At 28.9% G+C, this 22,830-nt stretch carries 21 protein-coding genes; 17 read left to right on the forward strand and 4 right to left on the reverse strand.

Annotated elements, in window-relative coordinates:
• The first annotated feature begins 387 nt into the window (after positions 1-387).
• A complete protein-coding gene (locus tag HALO113_RS15560) occupies positions 388-543 on the forward strand; it encodes a hypothetical protein (protein ID WP_159780009.1) in 156 nt (51 codons plus the stop codon).
• An 80-nt stretch (positions 544-623) separates the two neighbouring features.
• Here the strand turns inward: HALO113_RS15560 and HALO113_RS15565 are convergent, their stop codons facing one another.
• Positions 624-3,110 (reverse strand): T9SS type A sorting domain-containing protein, encoded by a 2,487-nt coding sequence (locus HALO113_RS15565; protein WP_159780010.1) that lies wholly within the window; start codon positions 3,108-3,110, stop codon positions 624-626.
• Positions 3,111-3,554: 444 nt separating this feature from the next.
• Between HALO113_RS15565 and HALO113_RS15570 the strand changes: the two genes are divergently transcribed.
• The 10 genes from HALO113_RS15570 (at position 3,555) to msrB (ending at position 15,659) form a co-directional block, all read left to right on the forward strand.
• Positions 3,555-4,430, forward strand: a complete 876-nt coding sequence (locus tag HALO113_RS15570; RefSeq protein WP_159780011.1) for an alpha/beta hydrolase — start codon at positions 3,555-3,557, stop codon at positions 4,428-4,430.
• 1 nt (position 4,431) lies between these two features.
• Positions 4,432-5,433 (forward strand): DUF4861 family protein, encoded by a 1,002-nt coding sequence (locus tag HALO113_RS15575; protein ID WP_159780012.1) that lies wholly within the window; start codon positions 4,432-4,434, stop codon positions 5,431-5,433.
• A gap of 2 nt (positions 5,434-5,435) precedes the next feature.
• Positions 5,436-6,671, forward strand: coding sequence for a glycoside hydrolase family 105 protein (locus tag HALO113_RS15580; protein ID WP_159780013.1), 1,236 nt, complete (start codon positions 5,436-5,438; stop codon positions 6,669-6,671).
• A 1-nt stretch (position 6,672) separates the two neighbouring features.
• Complete coding sequence (locus HALO113_RS15585; protein WP_159780014.1) at positions 6,673-8,277, forward strand: glycoside hydrolase 43 family protein; 1,605 nt, start codon at positions 6,673-6,675, stop codon at positions 8,275-8,277.
• A 4-nt stretch (positions 8,278-8,281) separates the two neighbouring features.
• Positions 8,282-10,291, forward strand: coding sequence for a pectate lyase (gene pelA / locus HALO113_RS15590; RefSeq protein ID WP_159780015.1), 2,010 nt, complete (start codon positions 8,282-8,284; stop codon positions 10,289-10,291).
• On the forward strand, positions 10,278-11,039 hold the full coding sequence (locus tag HALO113_RS15595; RefSeq protein WP_159780016.1) for a rhamnogalacturonan acetylesterase: 762 nt from the start codon (positions 10,278-10,280) through the stop codon (positions 11,037-11,039). The genes pelA and HALO113_RS15595 overlap by 14 nt, the downstream gene beginning before the upstream one ends.
• On the forward strand, positions 11,036-11,947 hold the full coding sequence (locus HALO113_RS15600) for an alpha/beta hydrolase (protein ID WP_159780017.1): 912 nt from the start codon (positions 11,036-11,038) through the stop codon (positions 11,945-11,947). Before HALO113_RS15595 ends, HALO113_RS15600 begins: the two co-directional genes overlap by 4 nt.
• A 192-nt stretch (positions 11,948-12,139) precedes the next feature.
• Positions 12,140-14,278, forward strand: a complete 2,139-nt coding sequence (locus HALO113_RS15605; protein WP_159780018.1) for a T9SS type A sorting domain-containing protein — start codon at positions 12,140-12,142, stop codon at positions 14,276-14,278.
• Positions 14,279-14,468: 190 nt separating this feature from the next.
• Positions 14,469-15,149 carry a peptide-methionine (S)-S-oxide reductase MsrA gene (gene msrA / locus HALO113_RS15610; protein ID WP_159780019.1) on the forward strand — a complete coding sequence of 227 codons (681 nt, stop codon included), beginning with the start codon at positions 14,469-14,471 and terminating at the stop codon, positions 15,147-15,149.
• Between the two features lie 6 nt (positions 15,150-15,155).
• Entirely contained in the window at positions 15,156-15,659 is a 504-nt protein-coding gene (gene msrB, locus HALO113_RS15615; protein WP_159780020.1) for a peptide-methionine (R)-S-oxide reductase MsrB, read from the forward strand.
• A gap of 108 nt (positions 15,660-15,767) precedes the next feature.
• Here the strand turns inward: msrB and HALO113_RS15620 are convergent, their stop codons facing one another.
• Complete coding sequence (locus tag HALO113_RS15620; RefSeq protein WP_159780021.1) at positions 15,768-16,712, reverse strand: T9SS type A sorting domain-containing protein; 945 nt, start codon at positions 16,710-16,712, stop codon at positions 15,768-15,770.
• 187 nt (positions 16,713-16,899) lie between these two features.
• On the opposite strand from HALO113_RS15620, the gene HALO113_RS15625 reads away from it, so the two are divergent.
• From HALO113_RS15625 to HALO113_RS15640, 4 genes are all read left to right on the forward strand, one after another.
• On the forward strand, positions 16,900-17,265 hold the full coding sequence (locus HALO113_RS15625; RefSeq protein ID WP_159780022.1) for a hypothetical protein: 366 nt from the start codon (positions 16,900-16,902) through the stop codon (positions 17,263-17,265).
• Between the two features lie 106 nt (positions 17,266-17,371).
• Complete coding sequence (locus HALO113_RS15630) at positions 17,372-17,980, forward strand: YqaA family protein (RefSeq protein ID WP_159780023.1); 609 nt, start codon at positions 17,372-17,374, stop codon at positions 17,978-17,980.
• Positions 17,977-18,246: a DUF3817 domain-containing protein gene (locus HALO113_RS15635; RefSeq protein WP_159780024.1), complete on the forward strand. Its 270-nt coding sequence runs from the start codon at positions 17,977-17,979 to the stop codon at positions 18,244-18,246. The genes HALO113_RS15630 and HALO113_RS15635 overlap by 4 nt, the downstream gene beginning before the upstream one ends.
• 12 nt (positions 18,247-18,258) lie before the next feature.
• Complete coding sequence (locus tag HALO113_RS15640; RefSeq protein ID WP_159780025.1) at positions 18,259-19,497, forward strand: mechanosensitive ion channel family protein; 1,239 nt, start codon at positions 18,259-18,261, stop codon at positions 19,495-19,497.
• On the opposite strand, the gene HALO113_RS15645 is transcribed toward HALO113_RS15640, so the two are convergent.
• Complete coding sequence (locus HALO113_RS15645) at positions 19,494-19,889, reverse strand: acyl-CoA thioesterase (protein ID WP_159780026.1); 396 nt, start codon at positions 19,887-19,889, stop codon at positions 19,494-19,496. The genes HALO113_RS15640 and HALO113_RS15645 overlap by 4 nt on opposite strands.
• A gap of 126 nt (positions 19,890-20,015) precedes the next feature.
• Here HALO113_RS15645 and HALO113_RS15650 point away from each other — a divergent pair, with 126 nt between their 5' ends.
• The gene (locus HALO113_RS15650) at positions 20,016-21,278 is read left to right on the forward strand and encodes an OmpA family protein (RefSeq protein WP_159780027.1); all 1,263 of its coding nucleotides are present in this window, start codon (positions 20,016-20,018) and stop codon (positions 21,276-21,278) included.
• 89 nt (positions 21,279-21,367) lie between these two features.
• Positions 21,368-21,757, forward strand: a complete 390-nt coding sequence (locus tag HALO113_RS15655; RefSeq protein ID WP_159780028.1) for a glyoxalase — start codon at positions 21,368-21,370, stop codon at positions 21,755-21,757.
• Positions 21,758-21,766: 9 nt separating this feature from the next.
• Here the strand turns inward: HALO113_RS15655 and HALO113_RS15660 are convergent, their stop codons facing one another.
• Entirely contained in the window at positions 21,767-22,432 is a 666-nt protein-coding gene (locus HALO113_RS15660) for a DUF2461 domain-containing protein (protein ID WP_159780029.1), read from the reverse strand.
• Positions 22,433-22,830 lie beyond the last annotated feature (398 nt).

Below are 22,830 nucleotides of genomic sequence, written 5' to 3' on the forward strand. Positions count from 1 at the left end.
ATTAAACACATCTACAGATATAAATTTTGAATTAGATAAAGGTTTTTACATTGTAAATTTGGAAGCAAACAATGCTAAAAAATCTTTCAAATTAGTTCTTTAGAAAAACATTAAAGTTAGGTTTGGTTTTTAAAAGTAGTTTTCATTTAGAGGACTACTTTTTATTTTTATATTTTACTTTCTTTTTTAGAATTGTATTCAAATAATTAAACATTGTATAAGTTTTATTTTATTATTATTATTATACTTTTATTAATGAATTATATTATTGATAATAAATTAATTACAGGATTTATATAAAGTAAAAAATCATATGAAAATAAATGCCATTTAATAAATGTTCCTTCTTCCTGTGAAATTGAAGAAAATGGTTTTGAAGTAGGAGAGATGACTAAAATTCAACAAGAAAAAATTGAAGAATTAACACTTTATATCATTGAACAAAATAAAATTAATAAAGCACAAAGTTTAGAATTGGAAAAACAAAGCAAGGAAATTGAAGAGTTAATAATAACTTTAAAAACAATCCTTATGAAGCAATAAGATTATATTGGTTAAAAAAAGAGGTTGCTCATGCTTTTTGAGTAACCTCTTTTTTTTAAATGATTATTTAATTTAATGAACTAATTTTTAATAATTTTTTTTGTAATAGTTCCTCGAATAGTAGAAAATTTGATGAAATAATTTCCCATTTTTAAATTACTCATATCCATAGTTTTAGGATTTTCATAATATTGCTTAATTAACCTTCCAGAGATATCATATATAGCAATTTGTTTAACTTCTAGGTTTTCTAAATTTGAAATATGTAATTCATCTGAAAAAGGATTGGGAAATATTTGAAAATTAATTGTATCAAAAGAAGCAGTATTCAAAGTGCCATATTCTGTTTTTATATAATAAAGATTGGCAACATTTCCTTTAGTAATGGAATGATTTCCTGCAGGTACGGAAGGTATAATTACAATTCCAGAACTTGCTGTATAAGATACATTATCTAACTTTATTGTTCCATTAAAGGAGGGATCCAATACTAATGTTAATGTGGAAGTGGCAGGAGTTATATAACTTATATTAGTCGATGATTCAATTTTTAATCTTGCCGTTAGTGTTAATCCATCATAATTAGTTAATCCTGCTGTAGCATTCATATTAGCCGAAGTAAATGTGTAGAATGAGCTACTTAAAGTCGAAGTTGTAAAATTGTGTATTTCATTTCCTAAACTAGATCCATTGGTAATAGCAATAGTTCCCGTTCCGGAAACTGAATTTCCAGAACTACCTAAAGTTGTAACTGTAAAATTAACATCTGAAGTAGGTGTTCCAGTTATCGTAACGGTTTTATTGGGTATATCTTTTACAAAAGTTATCCCAGAAATAGGTAAATTACTAATAGTTACATCAGTTGCTGTTCCACCCCATGTAAATATCATTGGATTAATAGAATTTCCAGTAAGTACTGTTTGTTCATTATTGTTTGGAATATTTAATATTTGTGTACTTCCACCTAAATTTGATATTCCTTGAACCGAAATTAACTGGGAATTGTAAGAAGTTAAAAGAGTCATCAATACATTATTTACATCATAAGACGTGTCATCTATTGAATTATTAAATGAAAAAGTAATATCACCTCCTGCAACACGTCCTGAATATTGAATGGTTTTGTCTCGAGCGGTTACTGGATCATCAGTCATTACATTAGAAACATATAAAGCAGGATTTGTATCAAAGTTATTATAAGTATTAGAACCTTGAAAAGAAACTATTGCATTACTTATCGTTTCATTTCTGTTAAGTGCTACATAAGCATCAAACTGGGTTGGATTTGAATTTATATCATAGGGGATGAAACTTGTTTGTCCAATCATATAGTTATCAAATGCCTTAATAAAACCACCATCTTCATTTGAAAAAGTACCAGTAGATCCATTTAATATATCGCTACCTTGTTTAGAAATGAGCATAGGATACTTACAATTTCTAAAATAATTGGCTTCCATAAAAATGGAAGACCCTAAAGTAGAACCAGTTCCATATTTAGCATTTCCGTCAAAATAATTATTATAGACATGAGCAGAATAATAGCGTACACGAGGATGTCTTGAATCGGAATGATCAAACCAATTATGATGGTAAGTTATATATAAATCACTTGTGGTATTTTCACTTAAACCTAAAAGGCAACTTTTTCCAGAATCCCAAAAATGATTATAGGAGAATGTTATAAATGTAGATTTCTTACAATCTAATGCACCATCTCCTTTTGCTTGATCCGAAGCACTTCCTGGACTACCATAAAATAAATCACAATTATGAACCCATACATAATCATTTTCTTGTTGCAAGCCTATATTATCACCTTCTGAAGCATCTGTTAACATAAACCCCAGATTTCTAACTTCTATATTTGATCCTTTTTTTATTCTTAAACCCCAACCATTAGCTAATGCATCTGAACCTATACCTTCAAATGTTATAGAACCTAAAGAATTATTATTATTTTCAATCACTAAATCGCCATTTAACATATAGTTTAAATCGGTTATGTTTCCAATTAGCCTTACAGATAAAGGTCTATTATCGTATCCCTTTTTAAAACCATCTAAAATAGTTTGTAATCCTACACAAGGATTTGAATTGGCACCCGTTACGTTTAATGAGATTGTATTTTTTGTGTCTTCTGTTATGTATAAAACAACAGCATTTGCTTTCAAAGTTCCATTAAGATTATAAGCTCCAGGAATTTTACCATTGCTATGTGCAAAGCCATTCCTGTCGTGTGCCCATACCGTTACCGTATTTGATATTGTCTCATTTCCTTCAACACCAGAAATCACAGGAACAACTTTAAATGAATAATTGCCTGCTTCTAAACCAATAATATCTGCACGAAAATAAGAACCATAGTTACGTATAAGTTGTGTATCTATCGGTTGATTGATAAAACCACCTCCTGTATAATAGACATTATAACTAGCAACATTATTAATTGGATCCCAAGTTATATAGGCTGATTCTAACCAAGGGATTGTTTCTGTTATATTTACCGTCTGCGCATTGTGATTTAGACTAGTAAAAATTAAAATAAAGAATAATACTTTTTTCATGTTTAAATATTTAATTAGTAAAGGGTTAATTGATTTAAAAAATGAATTCGTAATCGATTAAGTAAAAATATTTAAAATATATACAACTTCGTTTGATAAAATAAATTATTTACAAAAAACAGCTTAAAAATGTATTATATTTATTTTTTTTGTTAATTAAACTAATAATTGTCATTTTAATTCTAATTAACGACCTTTTTTTATTAAATATTTCAATAAAAAAAAGAATAAAGCATTACGAAATTCTTTTTTTTAGTCAGTTTTTTTTATATATTTAGATAGTTATTAGATTTAAAAAATGAAATGATTAAAAAAAACTTCCTTTTTTTTAATTTTTTTTTAAAAGATTTTTTATTTTTGTGTAATCGATTACGTAAATAATCTTTAACCAATCAATTGAAATTTGTGCTTAAGTTTAAACCAATATTTGGCCGTTTTATAATAATGATGTTCTGCATTTATTATAGCTATGCACAAAAAGGAGTTGATTTTACTTACAATATAATATCAGAATACAATAAACAATTAAAAAAGTTTCCTAATATCGAAATTGTCAATGCTATAAATGATTCAATTATACAAGAATCTATTGATATAATTTATAATAAAAATAATAAAAGGCCTCTACATTTAGATGCCTATTGCTTTAAAACTAAAGAAAGATTACCAGCTTTAATTTTAATTCATGGAGGCGGTTGGAAATCGGGAGACAAATCAATGTTAAAGCCTTTAGCACAAACAATTTGTAGAAATGGGTATCAATGTTTTGCAATAGAATATCAACTTTCAGATGAAGCAAAATATCCTCAATCTATTGATAATATTCTAGAAGCAATAGCATTTTTAAAAAATGATGTAAAAAAATTTAAAATTGATACATTAAAAATAGGAATACTAGGATGTTCTTCAGGCGGACAAATGGCTAGTTTAATTGGTACAAAATATTCTCATACTATCCAAGCAATTGTTAACTTAGATGGTATTTTAGCTTTTCATCATCCCGAATCTAAAGAAGGGATATTGGCTTCAGAATGGTTAGGAGGCACTTATGAAGAAAAACCTGAAATCTGGGAAGATGCCTCAGCACTCTCGCATGTATCTAAAAATACTCCGCCAATACTTTTCATTAACAGTCAATTTGAACGTTTTCATGCAGGAAGAGATAATATGATTCAAATTTTAAATCAATATACTATATATAATCAAGTGAAACAAATTGAAAATAGTCCACATACTTTCTGGTTGTTTCATCCTTGGTTTAATGAAACAGCACTTTATATAACTCAATTTTTAGATAAAATTTTAAAATCAAATCCATAAAATGAAAAAGATAATAGGTCTTACAGGAATGTTATTTCTACTAAATTTATCCGCTTGCAAAAAAAATAGTGAACCAGCAGCTAAAATAGAAGAACAAACCCAAAAGGAATCAATAGTAGTAAAAACATATGCTGAAATTTCAATTAAAGAAGGTGGGCATTGGGAAGGAAGAGAATATTTAGATGGTTCATTTAAGAATGTTGATAGTATAAAAGTTCCTTCAGAACATACCGATCACTCTTGGTATATTCGATACGAAGGACCAGGTTGGGAAAGTAATAAAATTGGTTACCGACTCTATTTAGATTGGAGAAATGCTATTGATATTTTTGGAAAAAAAACAGATACAATGGTACTTTCAAAAGTGGGATTAGATGGTTTTGATTCGTATCATGAAATGCAAAATTGGGGTTCAGACATTTTAAAAGTTGGTAAAGGTTTAGGTATCGGATCAATTGGAAGATATGTAAATAAACAAGTTTTACATTTTAACGAAGTAGACTCTACCTTTGCTAAAACTGAAAATTTAGATAATGAATCTGTAGTAAAAGTGAATTATTTTGGTTGGAAAACCAATAATCAAAAGACTAATTTAACTTCCCTTTTAAGTATTGCATCAGATGAAAGATATACAAAACATACTATTCAAAGTTCAGAAATGTTAGAAGGTATTTGTACAGGTATTGTTAAGTTGAATGATCTTCCTTTACTACAAAAGGAAAGTGACAATAAAAAATGGGGTTATATAGCAACCTATGGTAAACAATCTTTAGTGCCAGATAATTTAGGAATGGCTATTTTTTATAAAAAAGAAACAATTTCTGAAATGGTAGAAGGAGAACACGACCATTTAATTGTTTTCAAACCCACTACTACTGCTATTACATTTTACTTTTTAGGTGCTTGGGAACAAGAGGTTAATGGTATAAAATCGCAAGAGGAATTTTTATCTTATCTTAATCAAAAATTAGACGAATTAAATCAATCTGATAAATTAAAATAAGAATGAAAAATAGTTTTAAATATATAGGTAAAATAGTGTGCTTATTTTCTTTAGGAATTCTTCTAATAAAATGTAAGACTGAAAAGAAAGAAACATTAGTGTCAAATTCTTTAATTAATAATTATACAATTTCAGATACCTTAAAATGGTCGGAACGAATGGCTTTAACTCTTATGGAACAACACCCTAAAGCCTATCAAATTGACGATAAAGAGGAACCAAAATGGGATTATGTACATGGTTTAGTATTAACCTCTTTTGAAAAATTATACGAAAAAACAAAAGATAAAAAATACTATGATTACATTAAAGGGTATGCGGATGCTACAATCGATAGTGCTGGTGTAATCGCTTCTTACAAATATGAAAACTTCAATATCGATATGATTGAAGCGGGGAATATTTTATTCCATTTGTATGATACCACTCAAGACGATAAGTATCTGAAAGCCATGCAACTTCTTAGAAAGCAATTATCCGAACATCCTAGAACTAGCGAAGGTGGTTTTTGGCATAAAAAAAGATATCCTTCTCAAATGTGGTTAGATGGTTTATTTATGGCCGAACCTTTCTATGCTCATTATACGACAAAGTTCGAAAAGGGTGCTAATTTAGATGATGTGGCGAAACAATTCGAACTCATTCAAAAGCATGCATTTGATAGCAATACGGGTCTATTATACCACGGTTGGGATGAAAGTAAAAAAATGGATTGGGCAAACAAAGAGACTGGTACTTCTCCAAATTTTTGGTCTCGCTCTCTAGGATGGTATGCAATGGCTTTAGTAGATGCACTCGATTATTTCCCTGAAAATCATCCAAAACGAAAAGAATTAATCTTGTACTTAAATAATTTAGCTGATGCATTAGCAAATCAACAACACACGTCAGGCTTATGGTATCAGGTAACCAATTTAGGTGATAAAGAAGGTAATTATTTAGAAGCTTCTGGATCGGCCATGTTTGCTTATGCTTTTGCTAAAGGTGCTAATAAAGGGTATTTGCCTATCGAGTATAAGGCTTTGGCTAATAAAGCTTTTGATGGATTAACTAAAGATTTGATAAAAGTTTCTAACAAAGGAGAAATTATTATTACACAAGCTTGTGCTGTTGCAGGTTTAGGTGGTGAGCCTTACCGAGATGGTTCTTACGAATATTATATTAATGAGAAGAAAAAAAATAATGATCCTAAAGCAACTGGACCCTTTATTTTGGCTGCAATTGAACTAAATAGATAGAATGAAGCATTTCTGTAAAATAGTATTTCTAATTTCTTTCATTTGTTCTGGTCAACAAAAGAATCAGAATGCAATAAAGAATAATAACAGTACAAATGCTATTTATACAAACCCTATTTTGCATTCCGATTATTCTGATCCTGATGTAATTAGAGTGGGTGAGGACTATTACATGACAGCTTCTTCTTTTAATTGTATTCCAGGACTGCCTATTTTACATTCAAAAGATTTGGTAAATTGGCAATTGGTTAATTATGCCCTAAAAAAGCAACCTCCATTTGATGTATATAAAACAGTTCAGCATGGTAATGGTGTTTGGGCACCTTGTATCCGTTATCATAATAAGGAATATTATATTTTTTATCCCGATCCAGAATTTGGTATTTATATGGTTAAAACCAATGACCCTCTTGGTGTTTGGACTGAACCTGTTTTAATTAAAGAAGGAAAAGGAATTATAGATCCAACACCATTATGGGATGAGGATGGGAAAGTATATTTAGCTTATGCTTTTGCTGGAAGTAGGGCTGGAATTAAAAGCCTTTTGGCAATTTGCACCTTAAATTCAAAAACTTTGTTGGCAAATAATGATGACATAATGTTACTTGATGGACATGATGAAGAACCTACTATAGAAGGACCTAAATTATACAAATACAATAACTATTATTATATTTTTGCTCCAGCAGGAGGTGTTGCTACTGGTTGGCAAACTGTTTTAAGATCAAAAAACATTTTTGGTCCCTACGAAAAAAAGAAAGTTATGGAACAAGGCAATACTACTGTAAATGGGCCACACCAAGGCGCTTGGATACAAACGGAAGCAGGTGAAGATTGGTTTATTCATTTTCAAGATAAAGGTGCTTATGGAAGAATAGTACATTTGCAGCCTATGACTTGGGAAAAAGGATGGCCTATTATTGGAGAAGATAATAATAAAGATGGTATTGGTCAACCTGTAATCAGTCATAAAAAACCGAAAGTCTCAACTCAGAACAACTTTATCAAAAGCAATGGTTCTGATGAGTTTAATGAAGCAACTCTTAAATTAGAATGGCAATGGCATGCAAATCCTGAAATATATTGGGGTTTTCCATCCACACTTGGATATTATACAATGTATTGCACACCTAAGCCTGATCATTTTATAAATTTATACGATGCTTCGAATCTGTTGTTACAAAAATTTCCCTCTGAAACCTTTACTGCAATCACAAAAGTAACATTTAATGCTCGACATGATGGGGAACAAATAGGCTTCTTAATTATGGGACTAGATTACAGTTATTTAAAAATTGAACGAAATAATGGTAATCTATTTTTATCACAGGTAATGTGTTTTGATTCGGATAAAAAAAAGGCAGAAACAGAAACAGATAAAATTAAACTACTAAACAATACTGTTTATCTACAAGCTGAAATTAAAACTGGTGAAAAAGTCTTTTTTTCCTATAGCATGAATAATGAAGAGTATTTTCCTATTGGAAAAGAATTTGTAGCAAGAGAAGGTAAGTGGATTGGTGCAAAAATAGGGTATTTAGCATTAAGAAATAATTTTACTAACGATGCGGGAAGTGTTGCAATCGATTGGTTTAGAATAAAATAAAAAAATGATTCATAAATTAAAACAAATTTTAACGTGCATTTTGCTCCTTTTTATATCCAGCACAAAAGGGCAGGTTTTAAATAAATCATGGAAAGAAATTATTCACAAAAGTGAAACGGCTTGGTTTAGTACTACTGAAGCAAAAGAAATAGCTGAAAATGTGCTTTTATACCAAAGAAATATTGGGGGTTGGCCCAAAAATATTCAGATGCAACAGCAATTATCAGAGGATGAAAAAGATGCATTACGCGCCTTAAAAACGAGTACAAAAGAAGTGACTACAGATAATGGAGCCACCATTCAAGAAATGGAATTTTTATCTAAAATGTATCAAAATGCTCCAGATAATCGGTATAAAGAAGCCTTTTTAAAAGGCATAAACTACCTTTTAGAAGCCCAATATGAAAATGGTGGATGGCCTCAGTTTTATCCACTTAAAAAAGGATATTATACGCATATTACATATAATGATGATTCTATGGTTAACATTCTTTCGCTTCTAAAAGAAATTATAGATAGAAGTGATTATTATTCCATAAAACCAGATGAAGAAATCGTTTCAAAAGCGCAAACTGCTTTCAATAAAGGAATCGATTGTATTTTAAGAACACAATATAAACAAAATGGAGTTTTAACAAGTTGGTGTGCCCAACACGATGAAAATACATTATTACCCGCTAAAGCTAGAGCGTATGAATTACCTTCGTTAAGTGGTCATGAATCTGCTAATATTGTATTGTTACTAATGGCTGTTGAAAATCCTTCTCCAGAAATTATAAAAGCAGTACATGCTGCTGTGGCTTGGTTTGAAAAAGTACAAATAAATAACTTAAAAGAAGAACGAATGTATAATGAGGAAGGTAAGGTAATTGATAAAAAACTAATCCCTGATGAAAAAGCAAAACCCCTTTGGGCAAGATTTATGGAGTTAGACGATAACAAACCTTTCTTTTGTGATCGAGATGGGATTAAAAAATACAGCTTAGCAGAAATTGGTCCCGAAAGAAGAAATGGATATGCTTGGTATATTACAACACCTGAAAAAGTACTAAAAAAATATCCTAAATGGAAGGAAAAATATGGTATTACAGCTACAAAAACACCATCTGAAGATAAGTATTATATGATTGTTAATCAAGATGGTAGTGGTGATTATACAAGTATTCAAGAAGCTATAAATAATGCAAAGGCATTTCCTTATGAAAAAATTACCGTTTTTATTAAAAACGGTATTTACAACGAAAAAGTAAAAATTCACGAATGGAATACCAACATACATTTAATTGGCGAAAGTAAAGAAAAAACCATAATTCGGTATGATGATGCCTTCAATAAAGTAAGTCTCGGAAGAAATAGTACTTTTTATACGTATACACTTTTAGTTGAAGCAAATGACATTGTTCTAAAAAATCTTACCATCGAAAATTCAGCAGGAGATGTGGGGCAAGCAGTAGCTTTATCGGTTTTTTCCAATAGAGTAGTAGTGGAAAACTGTAATATCTTAGGAAATCAAGATACCTTGTATGCATCAGGCATTGGTAAACAATACTATAAAAATTGTTATATTGAAGGTACAACCGACTTTATTTTTGGAAGTGCAACTGCTTATTTTGAAAATTGTACAATTCATTCTAAAAAAGATTCCTATATAACTGCTGCTTCTACACCTAAAGATGCCAACTTTGGTTATGTTTTTAAAAATTGTCATCTTACAGCTTCTGATACTACTACAAAAGTATATTTAGGCAGACCTTGGAGAATTTATGCTAAAACTGTTTTTATTCAATGTACTTTAGGCCAACATATTCTTCCAGAAGGATGGCACAATTGGTCTAAACCCGAAGCTGAAAGAACAACTTTCTATGCGGAGTTTGAAAATAAAGGAGCTGGTGCTTCCTTTTCGAAAAGAGTTGCTTGGTCACACCAACTAACCAAAAAAGAAATAAAAAAGTATAGTTTACAAAATATTCTAGGAAGTAATGAAAGTCAACCCAATTGGTATGAAACTGAGTAATTTTATAATTATGATCCTCTTTTTTTGGAGTTGTTCAACTTTAAAAACGAATGATACCCAATCCATAACTATTTATATGATTGGCGATTCTACTATGGCCAATAAAAAAAATCCAAATAGCAATCCAGAGCACGGTTGGGGACAAGTCTTACCTAATTTTTTTACTGAAAAGGTGATTGTAAAAAATCATGCTGTAAATGGAAGAAGTTCAAAAAGTTTTAGAGATTTAAAACATTGGAAACCCGTTCTAGATTCCTTGCAGAAGGGAGATTATGTATTCATACAATTTGGACATAACGATGCTAAAGATACAGATCCAAAAAGATATACCAACCCACAAACTTCTTATCGTTATAATTTAATGCGTTATGTAGAAGAAACAAGAGCAAAAGGAGCAATTCCGGTTTTATTTTCATCAATTGCACGAAGAAAATTCAATGAAGAAGGAGTTTTATTAGATTCTCATGGTAATTACACCTTAATTACGCGTTTAGTTGCTCAAGAAATGAATGTTCCTTTTATTGATTTACAATATGCAACAGAGCAATTAGAAGAAACTTATGGGGTTGAAGCATCAAAAAAATTACACCTGCATTTTAAAAAAGGTGAAAATGAATATTTCCCTGATGGTATCGAAGATAATACGCATTTGTCTAAGTTAGGAGCCAATGAAGTTGCTACTTTAGCTGTAAAAGAACTGTCAAAAAAAATACCCGCATTAAAAAATTACAGTAAACTTAACGAATGAGAATTGGGTATAAAATAGCTCTTTTCCTTTGTATACTAATAACTAATGTATACGCACAATCGTATGAAGTAAACTTATGGAAAACGGATATTCCAAATCGTATTGAAAATAACAAGTATACTGAAATCAAAACCTATAAAGATTCAGTGTTAGTTCGTGTTAGTCAAGTTTCAATACCTACATTAACCATCTTTAAACCTAAAAATCCAAATGGAACAGCTATTCTTATCTGTCCTGGTGGTGGCTATGCGCATTTAAGTATGGATAAAGAAGGGTATAAAGTAGCAGCTGCATTTCAAAAAAATGGAATTACTGCGGTCGTTTTAAAATATCGATTACCCTCGGATAGTATTATGCTTGATAAAACAATTGGACCTTTACAAGATGCACAAGAAGCCATGCGTTACATGCGTAGAGAAGCAGAAAAATTATATATTAACAGCGATAAAATTGGCGTAATCGGTTTTTCAGCGGGAGGACATTTAGCGGCTACCTTATCCAATTATTATGATGAAAAACTTACAGATTCTAATGAAAATCTAAGTGCTAAGCCTAATTTTTCAATTCTAATTTATCCTGTAATCTCTATGGAAAATGAAATAACGCATTTGGGTTCTCAAAAGAATCTTTTAGGGATACATCCAAAAAAAGAAAGTATTCTAAAATATTCTTTAGATAAAAATATAACAACTCAAACTCCTATAACTTTTATGATTCATAGTGCTGACGATGCATCTGTTACAATAGAAAACAGTTTGAATTATTATTACGCTTTACATAAGAATGGGATTAAAGTTGAAATGCATCTTTATGATGATGGTGGACATGGTTTTGGACAGGGAAATACAAAAAGTAATTCCAATTGGTTCAATACTTGTATTACTTGGATGGAAATGCATAATTTTTAATCCAAATTAAAAAATTTACACAAAATCGTAATCGATTACGAAAACAAATTACTGCCTATTAACCTTATAATTTAAACTTTAAATGAAAGGTTATGAACGAAATTCAAAATTGCAAAGCAAGAAGTAATATACCTTAAGTTTTCACAATCTTAAGGTAAAAACAGTAATTAACAACTCAAACAAGCACAAATCATGAAAAAAAGCTTTTTATTCATGCTTGTATTATTCAATATAAGCATGGCAACCTCATGGGCAACAAATTATTATGTTGCTACAAATGGAAACGATTCTAATTCAGGTACTTCAACCAGTAGTCCTTTTCAAACTTTATCCAAAGCTATCAATCAAGCGGCAGCAGGTGATACAATTTACGTAAGGGGTGGTACTCACAATTACAGCAGTACTATAGTGATTACTAAAAACGGTTCGTCTAGCGCAAAAATTAATGTTTATGCATACAATAATGAAATACCTGTATTAAATTTCAGTATGAGTGAAGGGGCATCTAACAGAGGAATTGTTTTAGATGGGGATTATTGGCATTGGAAAGGTATTATTATTCAAGGTGCAGGTGATAATGGTATGCTTTTATCTGGTAATAACAATACTATCGAAAATTGTATTTTTAGAAATAATAAAGATACGGGGCTTCAGTTAAGTAGATACAATACTAGTGCAAGTAGTATTAGTCAATGGCCTGCAAATAATTTAATTTTGGGTTGTGAATCCTATGACAATAAAGATAGTGGAAATGAGAATGCAGATGGCTTTGCAGCGAAATTAACTTGCGGAACGGGAAATATTTTTAGAAACTGTGTGGCACATCATAATATTGATGATGGTTGGGATTTATACACTAAAAGTGATACGGGACCAATTGGTGTGATTGTTTTAGAAGGTTGTATTGCGCATCATAATGGTACTCTTACTAGTGGCGGCACTTCAGGAGGCGGTGATAAAAATGGCTATAAATTAGGATCATCAGCTCATCAAATCAATCATATTGTAAGAAGATGTATTGCTTTTAATAATGGGAAACATGGTTTTACGGACAATGGTAACATTGGTGCCATAGAATTTACAAATAATACATCTTATAATAACGAAGGGTATAATTGGCATACTAGAGACGGTGCAAGCCATATTTTTAAAAATAATCTTTCTTTTGATAATGGAACCAATGATCGTATTAGAGGAAATAGTACTGCTCCAAATTCTTTTGTTGGAGCAACAGGTGGTTTTACTGTAACTAGTTCTGATTTTGTAACTTTAACTATGGGAGCTAATGCAAATCCTACAGGAAATGGTTTTCTTAATTTAAATACAAATAGCGATTTAATTGATGCGGGTGTCACTTCTACAGGAATTACTTATTCTGGTACTAAACCCGATTTAGGTGCTATTGAATCCGGAACTACAAATGGAGGAGGAGGAACAGCCGAAATTCTACTATCAGCAACTGCTACTAATAGTGCTGTAAATTTAAATTGGACTATTTCAAATCTCACTGTTACAGGTTTAGAAGTTTATAGAGACACCGATTCTAATCCAAGTGGAAGAGTGCGTATTGCACAAGTTTCAACAACTACAAGAAATTATACTGATAGTAATGTTACAAATGGAACTAACTATTATTATTGGATAAAGGCCAATGCTAGTATCAATTCAAATGCGGCTTCTGCAACTCCAACAGGTTCCAATGGAGATGGTTCAACAAGCAATCAAATTCATAATTTTACCGTGTCAGAAAAAAATAGTTCTTTTTATAGTATTTCAGGAAATATGAATACCTCAGATGGTTCCGTAAATTATAACGGACTCAACTTAACACGAAGATTAAAAATTGAATCGAGTACTTCTATTACTTTTAGTACAACAACTTCAGCAACTTTAACATTAGTATTTGACAGTAATTTTACAGGAAATATAAAAGTTGATAATGTTTCTTATGTGGCTAGTTCAGGAATAGCAACAATAAGTATATCAAGTGGTTCGCATACTATAACAAAGGATAATGTAGCCAATTTATATTATATCAGTACAACGTTTAACTCCAATCGGATGAGTTATGAAGTAGAAAAAGAGAGTAGTAATGAAACTGACATTGTGGTGTATCCCAATCCTGCACAATATAATTTACAAATAAATGTTCCAACTCAATATGCAAATGGAACTTTTACAGTAATAGATTTGACAGGAAAAGAAATACTCAAAGGATTTATTGAAAACAATCAAAGTAGATTAGATATTAGTCATTTAAAATCAGGAATCTATATTCTCAAAATAAATAACAATAATGGTTCCTATATCAAACGATTTGTTAAAGAATAAGTAAATCAATAACCCGATAAATAAACTATCGGGTTTCTTTTTTACAAAATCCAGGCTTCTACAGTTTTATCTCAATTAAGGCAAATTCATTCAAAAATTAATAGATTTTTAACAGCAAATGTAAGATAGTTAACATTTGTTCCTTTATATCATTGGTAATTTTGTTATAATAATAAAATTAGTAGTGAAAATGAAAAATATAAAAACGATAAGTTTGATTCTCATTAGTTTGATAACTTTAAATTGCGAATCTAAAAACTCAAAAAAGAATTCAGAAGACACCCAAGAGCTTCAAAATGTCTCAGAATCCAAAATAACAAAAGAAAATCAAAATTTAGATCAATATGCAACAGCCTATTTTGCATCAGGGTGTTTTTGGTGTGTAGAAGCAATCTTTGAAAGTGTAAAAGGAGTTCATGAAGTAGTTTCTGGCTATAGTGGTGGTAATCAACCGAATCCAAATTATGAAAAGGTGAGTAGTGGTAACACCGATTATGCAGAAGCGGTAAAAATATATTATGATCCAAAAATAATTTCCTTCAACGATTTAGTCATTATCTTTTTTGGTTCACATGATCCAACTACTTTAAATAGACAAGGACCAGATGCAGGTACTCAATATCGATCAATAGCATTTTACAAAAATGATTCTGAAAAAGAAATCATTCAGAACTACATCAATCTATTGAAGAATGAAAAACGTTTTGATAAACCCATTACCACAGAAGTAAAAAAATTCACTAAATTTTATCCTGCAGAAGACTATCATCAAAATTATGAATCTTTACATCCAAATAATTCGTATATACAAAATGTATCTATACCCAGAATCAATAGATTCAAAAATAAATTTCCTAACTATTTAAAATAAAAAATTATGAAAGCTATTACATATCAGTTTATAAATGTCTTAATGGTTAGCGTGTTGACCATTTCATCATTATCTTGTCAAGAAAAGAAAACAAATTCAAAAACAACAGATCAGAAATATCCGGAAGCTTTAAGTGAAAAAGAATGGAAAAGTAAATTAAGTTCAAATACTTATTATATAATGGTCGAACAAGGTACAGAACCCGCATTTAACAATGCATACTATAACAATCATAAAAAAGGAATTTATGTAAGTGCCGCAACCGGAAAACCATTATTTAGTTCAGAAGATAAATTTGATTCAGGCACCGGTTGGCCATCCTTTACAAAGCCTATAAACAAATATGCGGTACTTTGGGTAAAAGATAACAGTTATGGAATGACACGTGATGAAGTTGTTGAAAAAGCTACGGGTTTACATTTAGGTCATGTCTTTAATGATGGGCCAGAGCCAACAGGATTAAGATATTGCATCAATTCAGCAGCATTAAAATTCATAGAAGAAAAATAAACAAAAGAATGAGAATGTATCTCATTCAATAATTTTCTATTTTACATAATGTATATTATAGTTCAAAAATATGGGATTATACAAATGTGAATTTATATTTAAAATATACTATTTAACAATCAGTTTATTTGTAAAAAGATTAGTATTTGTTTCAATGGTATAGAAATAAATACCTGTAGCTATGTTTTCTATTTTATAATAATTATCTTTTATATTCTTCTTATCAATTAATTTTCCTGAATAATCATAAATAGAAAAAGTAAAATTTGTCTCTAAATTTTTAAAATTAAGTATTTGATTTATAGCTATGGGATTAGGATAAACTTGAGCATTTAATAAAGAAGTATTATCAATATGCAAAGTATTACAATCTTCTAAATAATTTGAAGTTGCATCTTTTAACCAAGATGAATAATTTCCTATACCAGCATTCGCATTAATTTGATTATCAACTTGAATACACGCAAGATTAGGATTATTAGTTGCATCAAATGTAGTTAATAAGGAATTAGAGCCATTTTTAATATTTAAAGAAATTAGGTTATTACTTTTAACATTCAAATTATTCAAATTTAATTTTGAACTCAAATCTAAATCTGTTATTTGATTATTTTCAATATTTAAGTACTGTAAATTTGATAAACCCGTTAAATCTAACGATGTTATTGAATTGTTAGAAACATCTAAAAATGCAATGATGGAATTATTAGGTATAGTAATGCTTGTCAAATTCATATTCGTTAAGCTAACATCATATAATATAGGGTTCCCACTTAAGTCTATAGTACTAATTGGATTATTATCGATATGAAGAGCCTCAATAGATGTAAAATCTTGTAATCCTGTAAGATCGGTAATGTTATAATTACTAAGTATATTTAAATCTTCAACTCCAGAAATATTTGCAGTAGGTACATAATTATCTAATGGACCTAAATCTATTGAAATATCAATTAGTAATTGCTCAAATCCATTATCAGGTATATATGTGTTTTGAGAATGTAATGATATAAAAAAAAATAGATTGATTATTAATAAGTAATGTTTTTTCATAGAATTACAATTAAAAATAATTATCAAACATACAAAAAAAAACATTATATTAACAAATTTATCAACAAATTCAGTAAAAAACAGGTGTTTTTACCTATATAATCAGATAAAAAAACATTTTGAAAATAAAAAATTGCGCATAATTGAATAAAATATTAGATTTGCGTCCCTTTAACTATTACGTCTTATGGAAAATAAATATGCACAAAAATTGATTGAGAAAATTCAAAAAGAAGTTTTACAAGATAAGTTTAATATTGAATCTATAATTTCTGATTTAAAAAAGATAAGAGAATATTCATTAGAAGAGCAAAATCCTGTAGTGACTAAGGCTTTACGATTAGCTTATGAGCATTTAGAAAATAATGGTGCATTTTTAATCGGTATTCCTGATGACGAACCTATTAATGAGGAAAATAAAGAAAGTCAAAATGTTTCTGAAGAAAATGATATTGAAAGTTTTGAATATTTTTTATCTCTTCTTCATGATCTTTCGAAGAAAAATAACTTATTAGATATTAAGGAATACAATAAAGCTTTTTTAGCTTTTTAATGTATTTTATTTAGATTATAAAGGGTCTAATTAGACCCTTTTTTTATATATACTTTAACAGTTATAGCTTAAATTCTTACTAAATTTGCATTCCTAAATCTTTAATATGTCTAAAACAAAAAAATCTAGAGTAAAATTATTGCATCAGTATTATAAATATACTGGTTTTTATACTTTTATTTGGGACAATTCAAAAAAAGCAATTATTCCATTAGCAATTGTAATAGGCATATTAGTTTACATTAATTATAATGTAATGAGTATAGAAAAAATGTTGTCCTATGTTACTCAAAATTTTAGCGACATTTCTATATTCTCATTATTCTTACTTTCTGAAAGTGTTTTAGGGTTATTGCCTCCTGACATTTTTATTGCTTGGACAAAAAATACTAGTTCTCCTCTCCTCTATTTATCAATCTTAGCAGGTTTGTCTTATTTGGGCGGTGTTATCTCTTATTATAAAGGTAGAACTTTGTTATTAATTCCTAAAATAAACGATTATTTAGAAGGAAGAATGACAAAGCATATTCGAAATATGCAAAAATGGGGCGGTTTTTTAATAGCAGTAGGAGCACTTCTTCCATTGCCCTTTGCAATTGCTTGCTTAGCTGCAGGTATGATTAAATTTCCTCAAAAACAATTTTACATTTTTGCTTCTCTTAGAATACTACGCTTTGTAATTTATGGTTATGTAATTTATTCTGCCTTATCATGATAAAAATATTTAAAATTATTGCTTTACTTGAAGGTATTTCATTACTTGCATTATTATTTTTTGCTATGCCAATGAAATATTTTTTTCATAATCCTGTTTTTGTTAAACATATAGGTATGGCTCATGGATTGTTGTTTATTCTCTATATCGCATTGGCCATTTTACTTAAAATAGACCAAAAATGGGAAATGAAAAAGTTTGGTATTATTTGCTTAGCATCTATAATACCTTTCGGTACATTTTATGTAGAAAAAAAATATCTTTAGTTTATATTCTAAATGACAATTTTTAATTGGACATATAAAATTCTCAAAAGTTTTAATATAGGTGAAAATACAGCTATATATTCTAATCTATTTATAAATATTGTTATACTAATAATTTTAGCTTATTTGTTAGACTATATTTTTAAAAAAATTTTAATTATAATTTTAGCTATCGTTGCAACAAGGACAAAATCTACTTTTGATGATTTTTTAGTTGCTAACAAAACAGCCAAATATATTGCGCATTTAGTTCCTCTAATTTTTATTTATAAAACTGTTCCCATAATTCTTAAAGATTTTAGTTATTGGGAGGATTTTTTTGAAAAAAGTGTAAAAATATATATAATCATTTTATCGCTTTGGATTATTCGAAGTGTTTTTAATGCACTTAAAGATTATTTAAAACACAAACCTAGGTATAGTGATAAACCTATAGATAGTTATATACAAGTAATTATGATAATGCTTTGGATATTTGGAGTAATCTCTTTTATATCCATAATTTTTAGTGTTAATAAAACTACTTTTGTTACTGCTTTAGGATCCATTTCTGCAATTATTATCTTGGTTTTTAGAGATACAATTTTAGGTTTTGTAGCTAGTATTTCTGTTTCTGTTAATGATATGGTTCGTATTGGTGATTGGATTACAATGGATAAATTTGGGGCAGATGGAGATGTTATTGAAATAAATTTAGCAACTGTAAAAGTTAGAAATTTTGATAATACTACAACTACCATTCCTACATATAGTCTAATTTCCGATAGTTTTAAAAATTGGAGAGGAATGCAAAATTCAGACGGTAGAAGAATTAAACGATTTGTATTAATAAAAGCAAAATCTGTACATTTTATTAAAACTGAAGAACTTGATTATTATAAAAAAATTCAAAAAATTTATTCTTATATAAATCATAGACAAAATGATATAGAAAAATATAATGCGAATAATAGTATCGATAAATCATTAATTGTTAATGGAAGAAATTTAACCAACCTAGGTTTGTTCAGAAAATATATAGAAGAATATATTAAAAATCATTCAGGAATTAACAAAGACATGATGCTTATGGTAAGGCATCTTCAACCAACTGAAAAAGGAATTCCTATTGAAATATACTGTTTTTCAAAAGATAAAACTTGGGAAAACTATGAACATATCATGGCAGACATATTTGACCACATAATAGCTTCTGTAAGTTTCTTCAACCTAGAATTATATGAACTAGAAAATAATTTTATCGATTGCTAAAGTTTATTTTTTAATCTGTCATCAACAAACTCCACTTTTGTTTTACCGTGTGGTTTTGGTTTTCCATATTCGTCTAAATTGACCATAGTAATTGAATCTACAGTAAGAATAGTTTCTTGAGTCATTTTATTTCTAGCTTTGCATCTTAATGTTAAAGAGGTTTTTCCAAACTTAATAACTTCAATACCTAATTCAATTATATCCCCTTGTTTTGCAGAACTCATGAAGTTTATTTCCGTCATGTGTTTTGTGACTATCCTACTATTTTCTAATTGTATTATTGTATATAATGCAGCTTCTTCATCTATCCAAGCAAGTAATTTACCACCAAACAAAGTTTCGTTTGGATTTAAATCTTCTGGTTTTACCCATTTTCTGGTATTAAATCTCATTTTTTTTCATTTGAAAACAAAAATACTATAAATGTTAAAAACATTAACATAATATGCACTATTTTATTTTATATAAAATTAAAAATCCCTAAGTTTGCAAAATATATTAAATAAGCAAAGTACATTATGAGGAAAGTTATTACTTTTTTATCACTATCATTAATTTTTACATCATTGGTAAGTGCTCAAGAAGAGACTGAAAAACAAGTTGAAGGTAGTTTTAACAAATGGTCAATTGATTTAAATGCAGGTTTAAGTAAACCTACAGCACCTTTTTCACCTAACTATTACGCAAGTAATACTAATTTTATTCATGGTGATTTGGGTTTAAGATATATGTTAAACAGTAAGTTTGGTTTAAAACTAGATTTTGGTTTAGATAGCTTTAAAAATAAATCTGAAAGTTTTGAATTTGATGGTAAATATTTTAGAACAGATCTTCAAGGTGTTATTAATTTAGGTCGAGTTTTAAATTTTGAAGAGTGGACGAATACTGTAAATTTACAAGCTCATACAGGTCTTGGTTTCTCATTCATGACAAATGATAAATTTGACGGAAATGATGATATGACTAATTTTATCTTAGGTCTTACAGCTCAATTCAGATTGTCAAATAGAATTGCTTTAAATGCAGATTTCACTATGGTTAACAATGTGAATCAAACCTATACTTTTGATGGTATGAATGATCCTTCAGTAGTATCAGATAGAGGTTTTAATGGTACTTTATACAATGCTTCAATTGGATTTTCTTTTTATCTAGGTAAAAATGAAAAACATGCAGATTGGTTCATTCCAAGAAATAAACAATTAGATGAATTAGAAGCTCGTGTTGCTGAATTAGAAACTATGATGAATGATACAGACCGTGATGGTGTTCCAGATTATTTAGATGCTGAACCAAACACAATTACAGGTGTTGCTGTAGATACTAAGGGGCGTGCTGTGGATATGAATAAAAATGGTATTCCAGACGAAATTGAAAAATATATTGAAAACGTTAAAGGTGGAAGTAATACTAATGTTAACAATTCTACTAATCAATCAGTAGAAGATCTTATAAATGGAGGTTACATTAATGTATATTTTGATACAAATTCTAGTAAACCAATACCGTCTTCTTATGCTGCAATTCAGTTTGTAACTCAATATTTAAAATCAAATAGTAATGCATCTGTTGAAGTAATCGGTTATGCTGATGAAGTTGGTACTTCAGAATATAATGATAAATTATCATCTGCTAGAGCTGCTTTTGTAAAAGATGTTATTGTTAAGGCTGGAATCGATGCTTCTCGTTTAGTAGAAACGGGTAAAGGAGAAGATAATAGCGTTGAAAATTCTGCCTATTCAAGAAAATTAGTTAGAAGAGTTACTTTTAAATTAAAGTAATTAACAATACTTTCTTAATAATTATAAAATAGCCTTCAAATTTGAAGGCTATTTTTTTTTAACTTTAATTGAATACAAGCAATAACAATATGAAAACAAAAGACGAAGTTATACTTGAAATTAGAGGAGAATCAATAGGCGTAATTACCGATTTGTCAAGTACAGAAGAAAAATTTCAAAATCTAACTTTACGACCTATTTTAAAATTTCAAAATGATCTCTTTATTGAAGTTTTTAAAAATTATGCTTTAAAGCAAAAAGGAACTTTTTATACACTTACTCCAGAAAAAAAAATGGTTTATATTGAAAATGCCATTCAACGTGATATAAAATTTAGAAATTCACTTAAAGGAATTGTCATAGGGATGTTTACAATTTCTGAATATAAAGAATATATATTAAACTCTTCTAATATTAATAAAAGAATGATGAATTTACTCATCGAGCGTTTAAAAAGCCAAATTCAATTGTTTGAATAGTTTTATAAATTAATAGATACTTTCACCATTTAAATTAGTAGTTAACACTTCACTCATATAATCAAAAAAAGGTCTCATCGCTTTGAAAGTAGCAATTATTTCATCTTTAAAACTAGAATCTAAGACTTCATTATTTGTAAATTTTCTAGTTACTAAAAATTGTTTTTTTCTAATTAAATGAATTTCTGGATGATTTTTATCAAAGTCTCTAGGAGCCGTTTTTAATTCATCTCCTTGAAGGGTTCCAAAATATTTTATAAAAGATTCATCGATAATAATTTTTTTTAAATCACTAGCGTCTAACTCAATTTCTTTTCGTATTCGTAACAAATCTTCTGTATTTGGTTCCCAAAAACCTCCACCAATAAAACTAGCACCATCTTCCAAATGCAAATAATATCCTCCTCTCAACATCGGTTTTGTTCTTCTATACCCTACTCCAAAATTAATTTTGTAAGGTAATTTATCTTTAGAGAATCGCACATCTCTATAAATTCTAAATATCTGGGTATTCTCTATACTATCTATTTTATTAAGTTCATTACCTATTGTATTAAAAAAGACTTTTACTTCTTTATTAATTTTTTCATAACGTTCCTTATTGTTTGAAAACCAATCTCTATTATTATTATCCTTTAAATCTGATAAAAACGAAAAAATTTCTTCCTGTACCATTACATTATATTATTTATTTAACTATTTATAAACCATTAGACGTCAATAATTTACCTTCTAGCCTTAGTTATCATAATTTAAACGAAAAAAAAAAGATAACTGAATAGTAGCAAGTAATTTTAGTATATAATTAAAATCTTAAACAAGATACTAACAAATTCAAAATCAATTAACCAATAATAATTAAATAATGTTAAAATAATGTTAAAATTAAAATTTTTACCCAATCTATTTAATTTTTAAAAAGCTAAATTTATAATCCCAAATTAACTTAAAACCTTGATATTATGAAAACTAAATTACTACTTTTACTGCTTGCGACCAATTTTGTTTTTAGTCAAGTAACTGATGTATTAACTAACTTAAACAATGCTGGTGTATCTAATTTATCTTATAAC

This window comes from Flavobacterium sp. 9AF (assembly GCF_902506265.1).
Taxonomy (GTDB): domain Bacteria; phylum Bacteroidota; class Bacteroidia; order Flavobacteriales; family Flavobacteriaceae; genus Flavobacterium.

Excerpts from the sequence above, each read along its gene's own strand:
- HALO113_RS15560 (WP_159780009.1), top strand. The coding sequence starts at position 388 with ATGACTAAAATTCAACAAGAAAAAATTGAAGAATTAACACTTTATATC.
- HALO113_RS15565 (WP_159780010.1), bottom strand. The coding sequence starts at position 3,110 with ATGAAAAAAGTATTATTCTTTATTTTAATTTTTACTAGTCTAAATCAC.
- HALO113_RS15570 (WP_159780011.1), top strand. The coding sequence starts at position 3,555 with ATGATGTTCTGCATTTATTATAGCTATGCACAAAAAGGAGTTGATTTT.
- HALO113_RS15575 (WP_159780012.1), top strand. The coding sequence starts at position 4,432 with ATGAAAAAGATAATAGGTCTTACAGGAATGTTATTTCTACTAAATTTA.
- HALO113_RS15580 (WP_159780013.1), top strand. The coding sequence starts at position 5,436 with ATGAAAAATAGTTTTAAATATATAGGTAAAATAGTGTGCTTATTTTCT.
- HALO113_RS15585 (WP_159780014.1), top strand. The coding sequence starts at position 6,673 with ATGAAGCATTTCTGTAAAATAGTATTTCTAATTTCTTTCATTTGTTCT.
- pelA (WP_159780015.1), top strand. The coding sequence starts at position 8,282 with ATGATTCATAAATTAAAACAAATTTTAACGTGCATTTTGCTCCTTTTT.
- HALO113_RS15595 (WP_159780016.1), top strand. The coding sequence starts at position 10,278 with ATGAAACTGAGTAATTTTATAATTATGATCCTCTTTTTTTGGAGTTGT.
- HALO113_RS15600 (WP_159780017.1), top strand. The coding sequence starts at position 11,036 with ATGAGAATTGGGTATAAAATAGCTCTTTTCCTTTGTATACTAATAACT.
- HALO113_RS15605 (WP_159780018.1), top strand. The coding sequence starts at position 12,140 with ATGAAAAAAAGCTTTTTATTCATGCTTGTATTATTCAATATAAGCATG.
- msrA (WP_159780019.1), top strand. The coding sequence starts at position 14,469 with ATGAAAAATATAAAAACGATAAGTTTGATTCTCATTAGTTTGATAACT.
- msrB (WP_159780020.1), top strand. The coding sequence starts at position 15,156 with ATGAAAGCTATTACATATCAGTTTATAAATGTCTTAATGGTTAGCGTG.
- HALO113_RS15620 (WP_159780021.1), bottom strand. The coding sequence starts at position 16,712 with ATGAAAAAACATTACTTATTAATAATCAATCTATTTTTTTTTATATCA.
- HALO113_RS15625 (WP_159780022.1), top strand. The coding sequence starts at position 16,900 with ATGGAAAATAAATATGCACAAAAATTGATTGAGAAAATTCAAAAAGAA.
- HALO113_RS15630 (WP_159780023.1), top strand. The coding sequence starts at position 17,372 with ATGTCTAAAACAAAAAAATCTAGAGTAAAATTATTGCATCAGTATTAT.
- HALO113_RS15635 (WP_159780024.1), top strand. The coding sequence starts at position 17,977 with ATGATAAAAATATTTAAAATTATTGCTTTACTTGAAGGTATTTCATTA.
- HALO113_RS15640 (WP_159780025.1), top strand. The coding sequence starts at position 18,259 with ATGACAATTTTTAATTGGACATATAAAATTCTCAAAAGTTTTAATATA.
- HALO113_RS15645 (WP_159780026.1), bottom strand. The coding sequence starts at position 19,889 with ATGAGATTTAATACCAGAAAATGGGTAAAACCAGAAGATTTAAATCCA.
- HALO113_RS15650 (WP_159780027.1), top strand. The coding sequence starts at position 20,016 with ATGAGGAAAGTTATTACTTTTTTATCACTATCATTAATTTTTACATCA.
- HALO113_RS15655 (WP_159780028.1), top strand. The coding sequence starts at position 21,368 with ATGAAAACAAAAGACGAAGTTATACTTGAAATTAGAGGAGAATCAATA.
- HALO113_RS15660 (WP_159780029.1), bottom strand. The coding sequence starts at position 22,432 with ATGGTACAGGAAGAAATTTTTTCGTTTTTATCAGATTTAAAGGATAAT.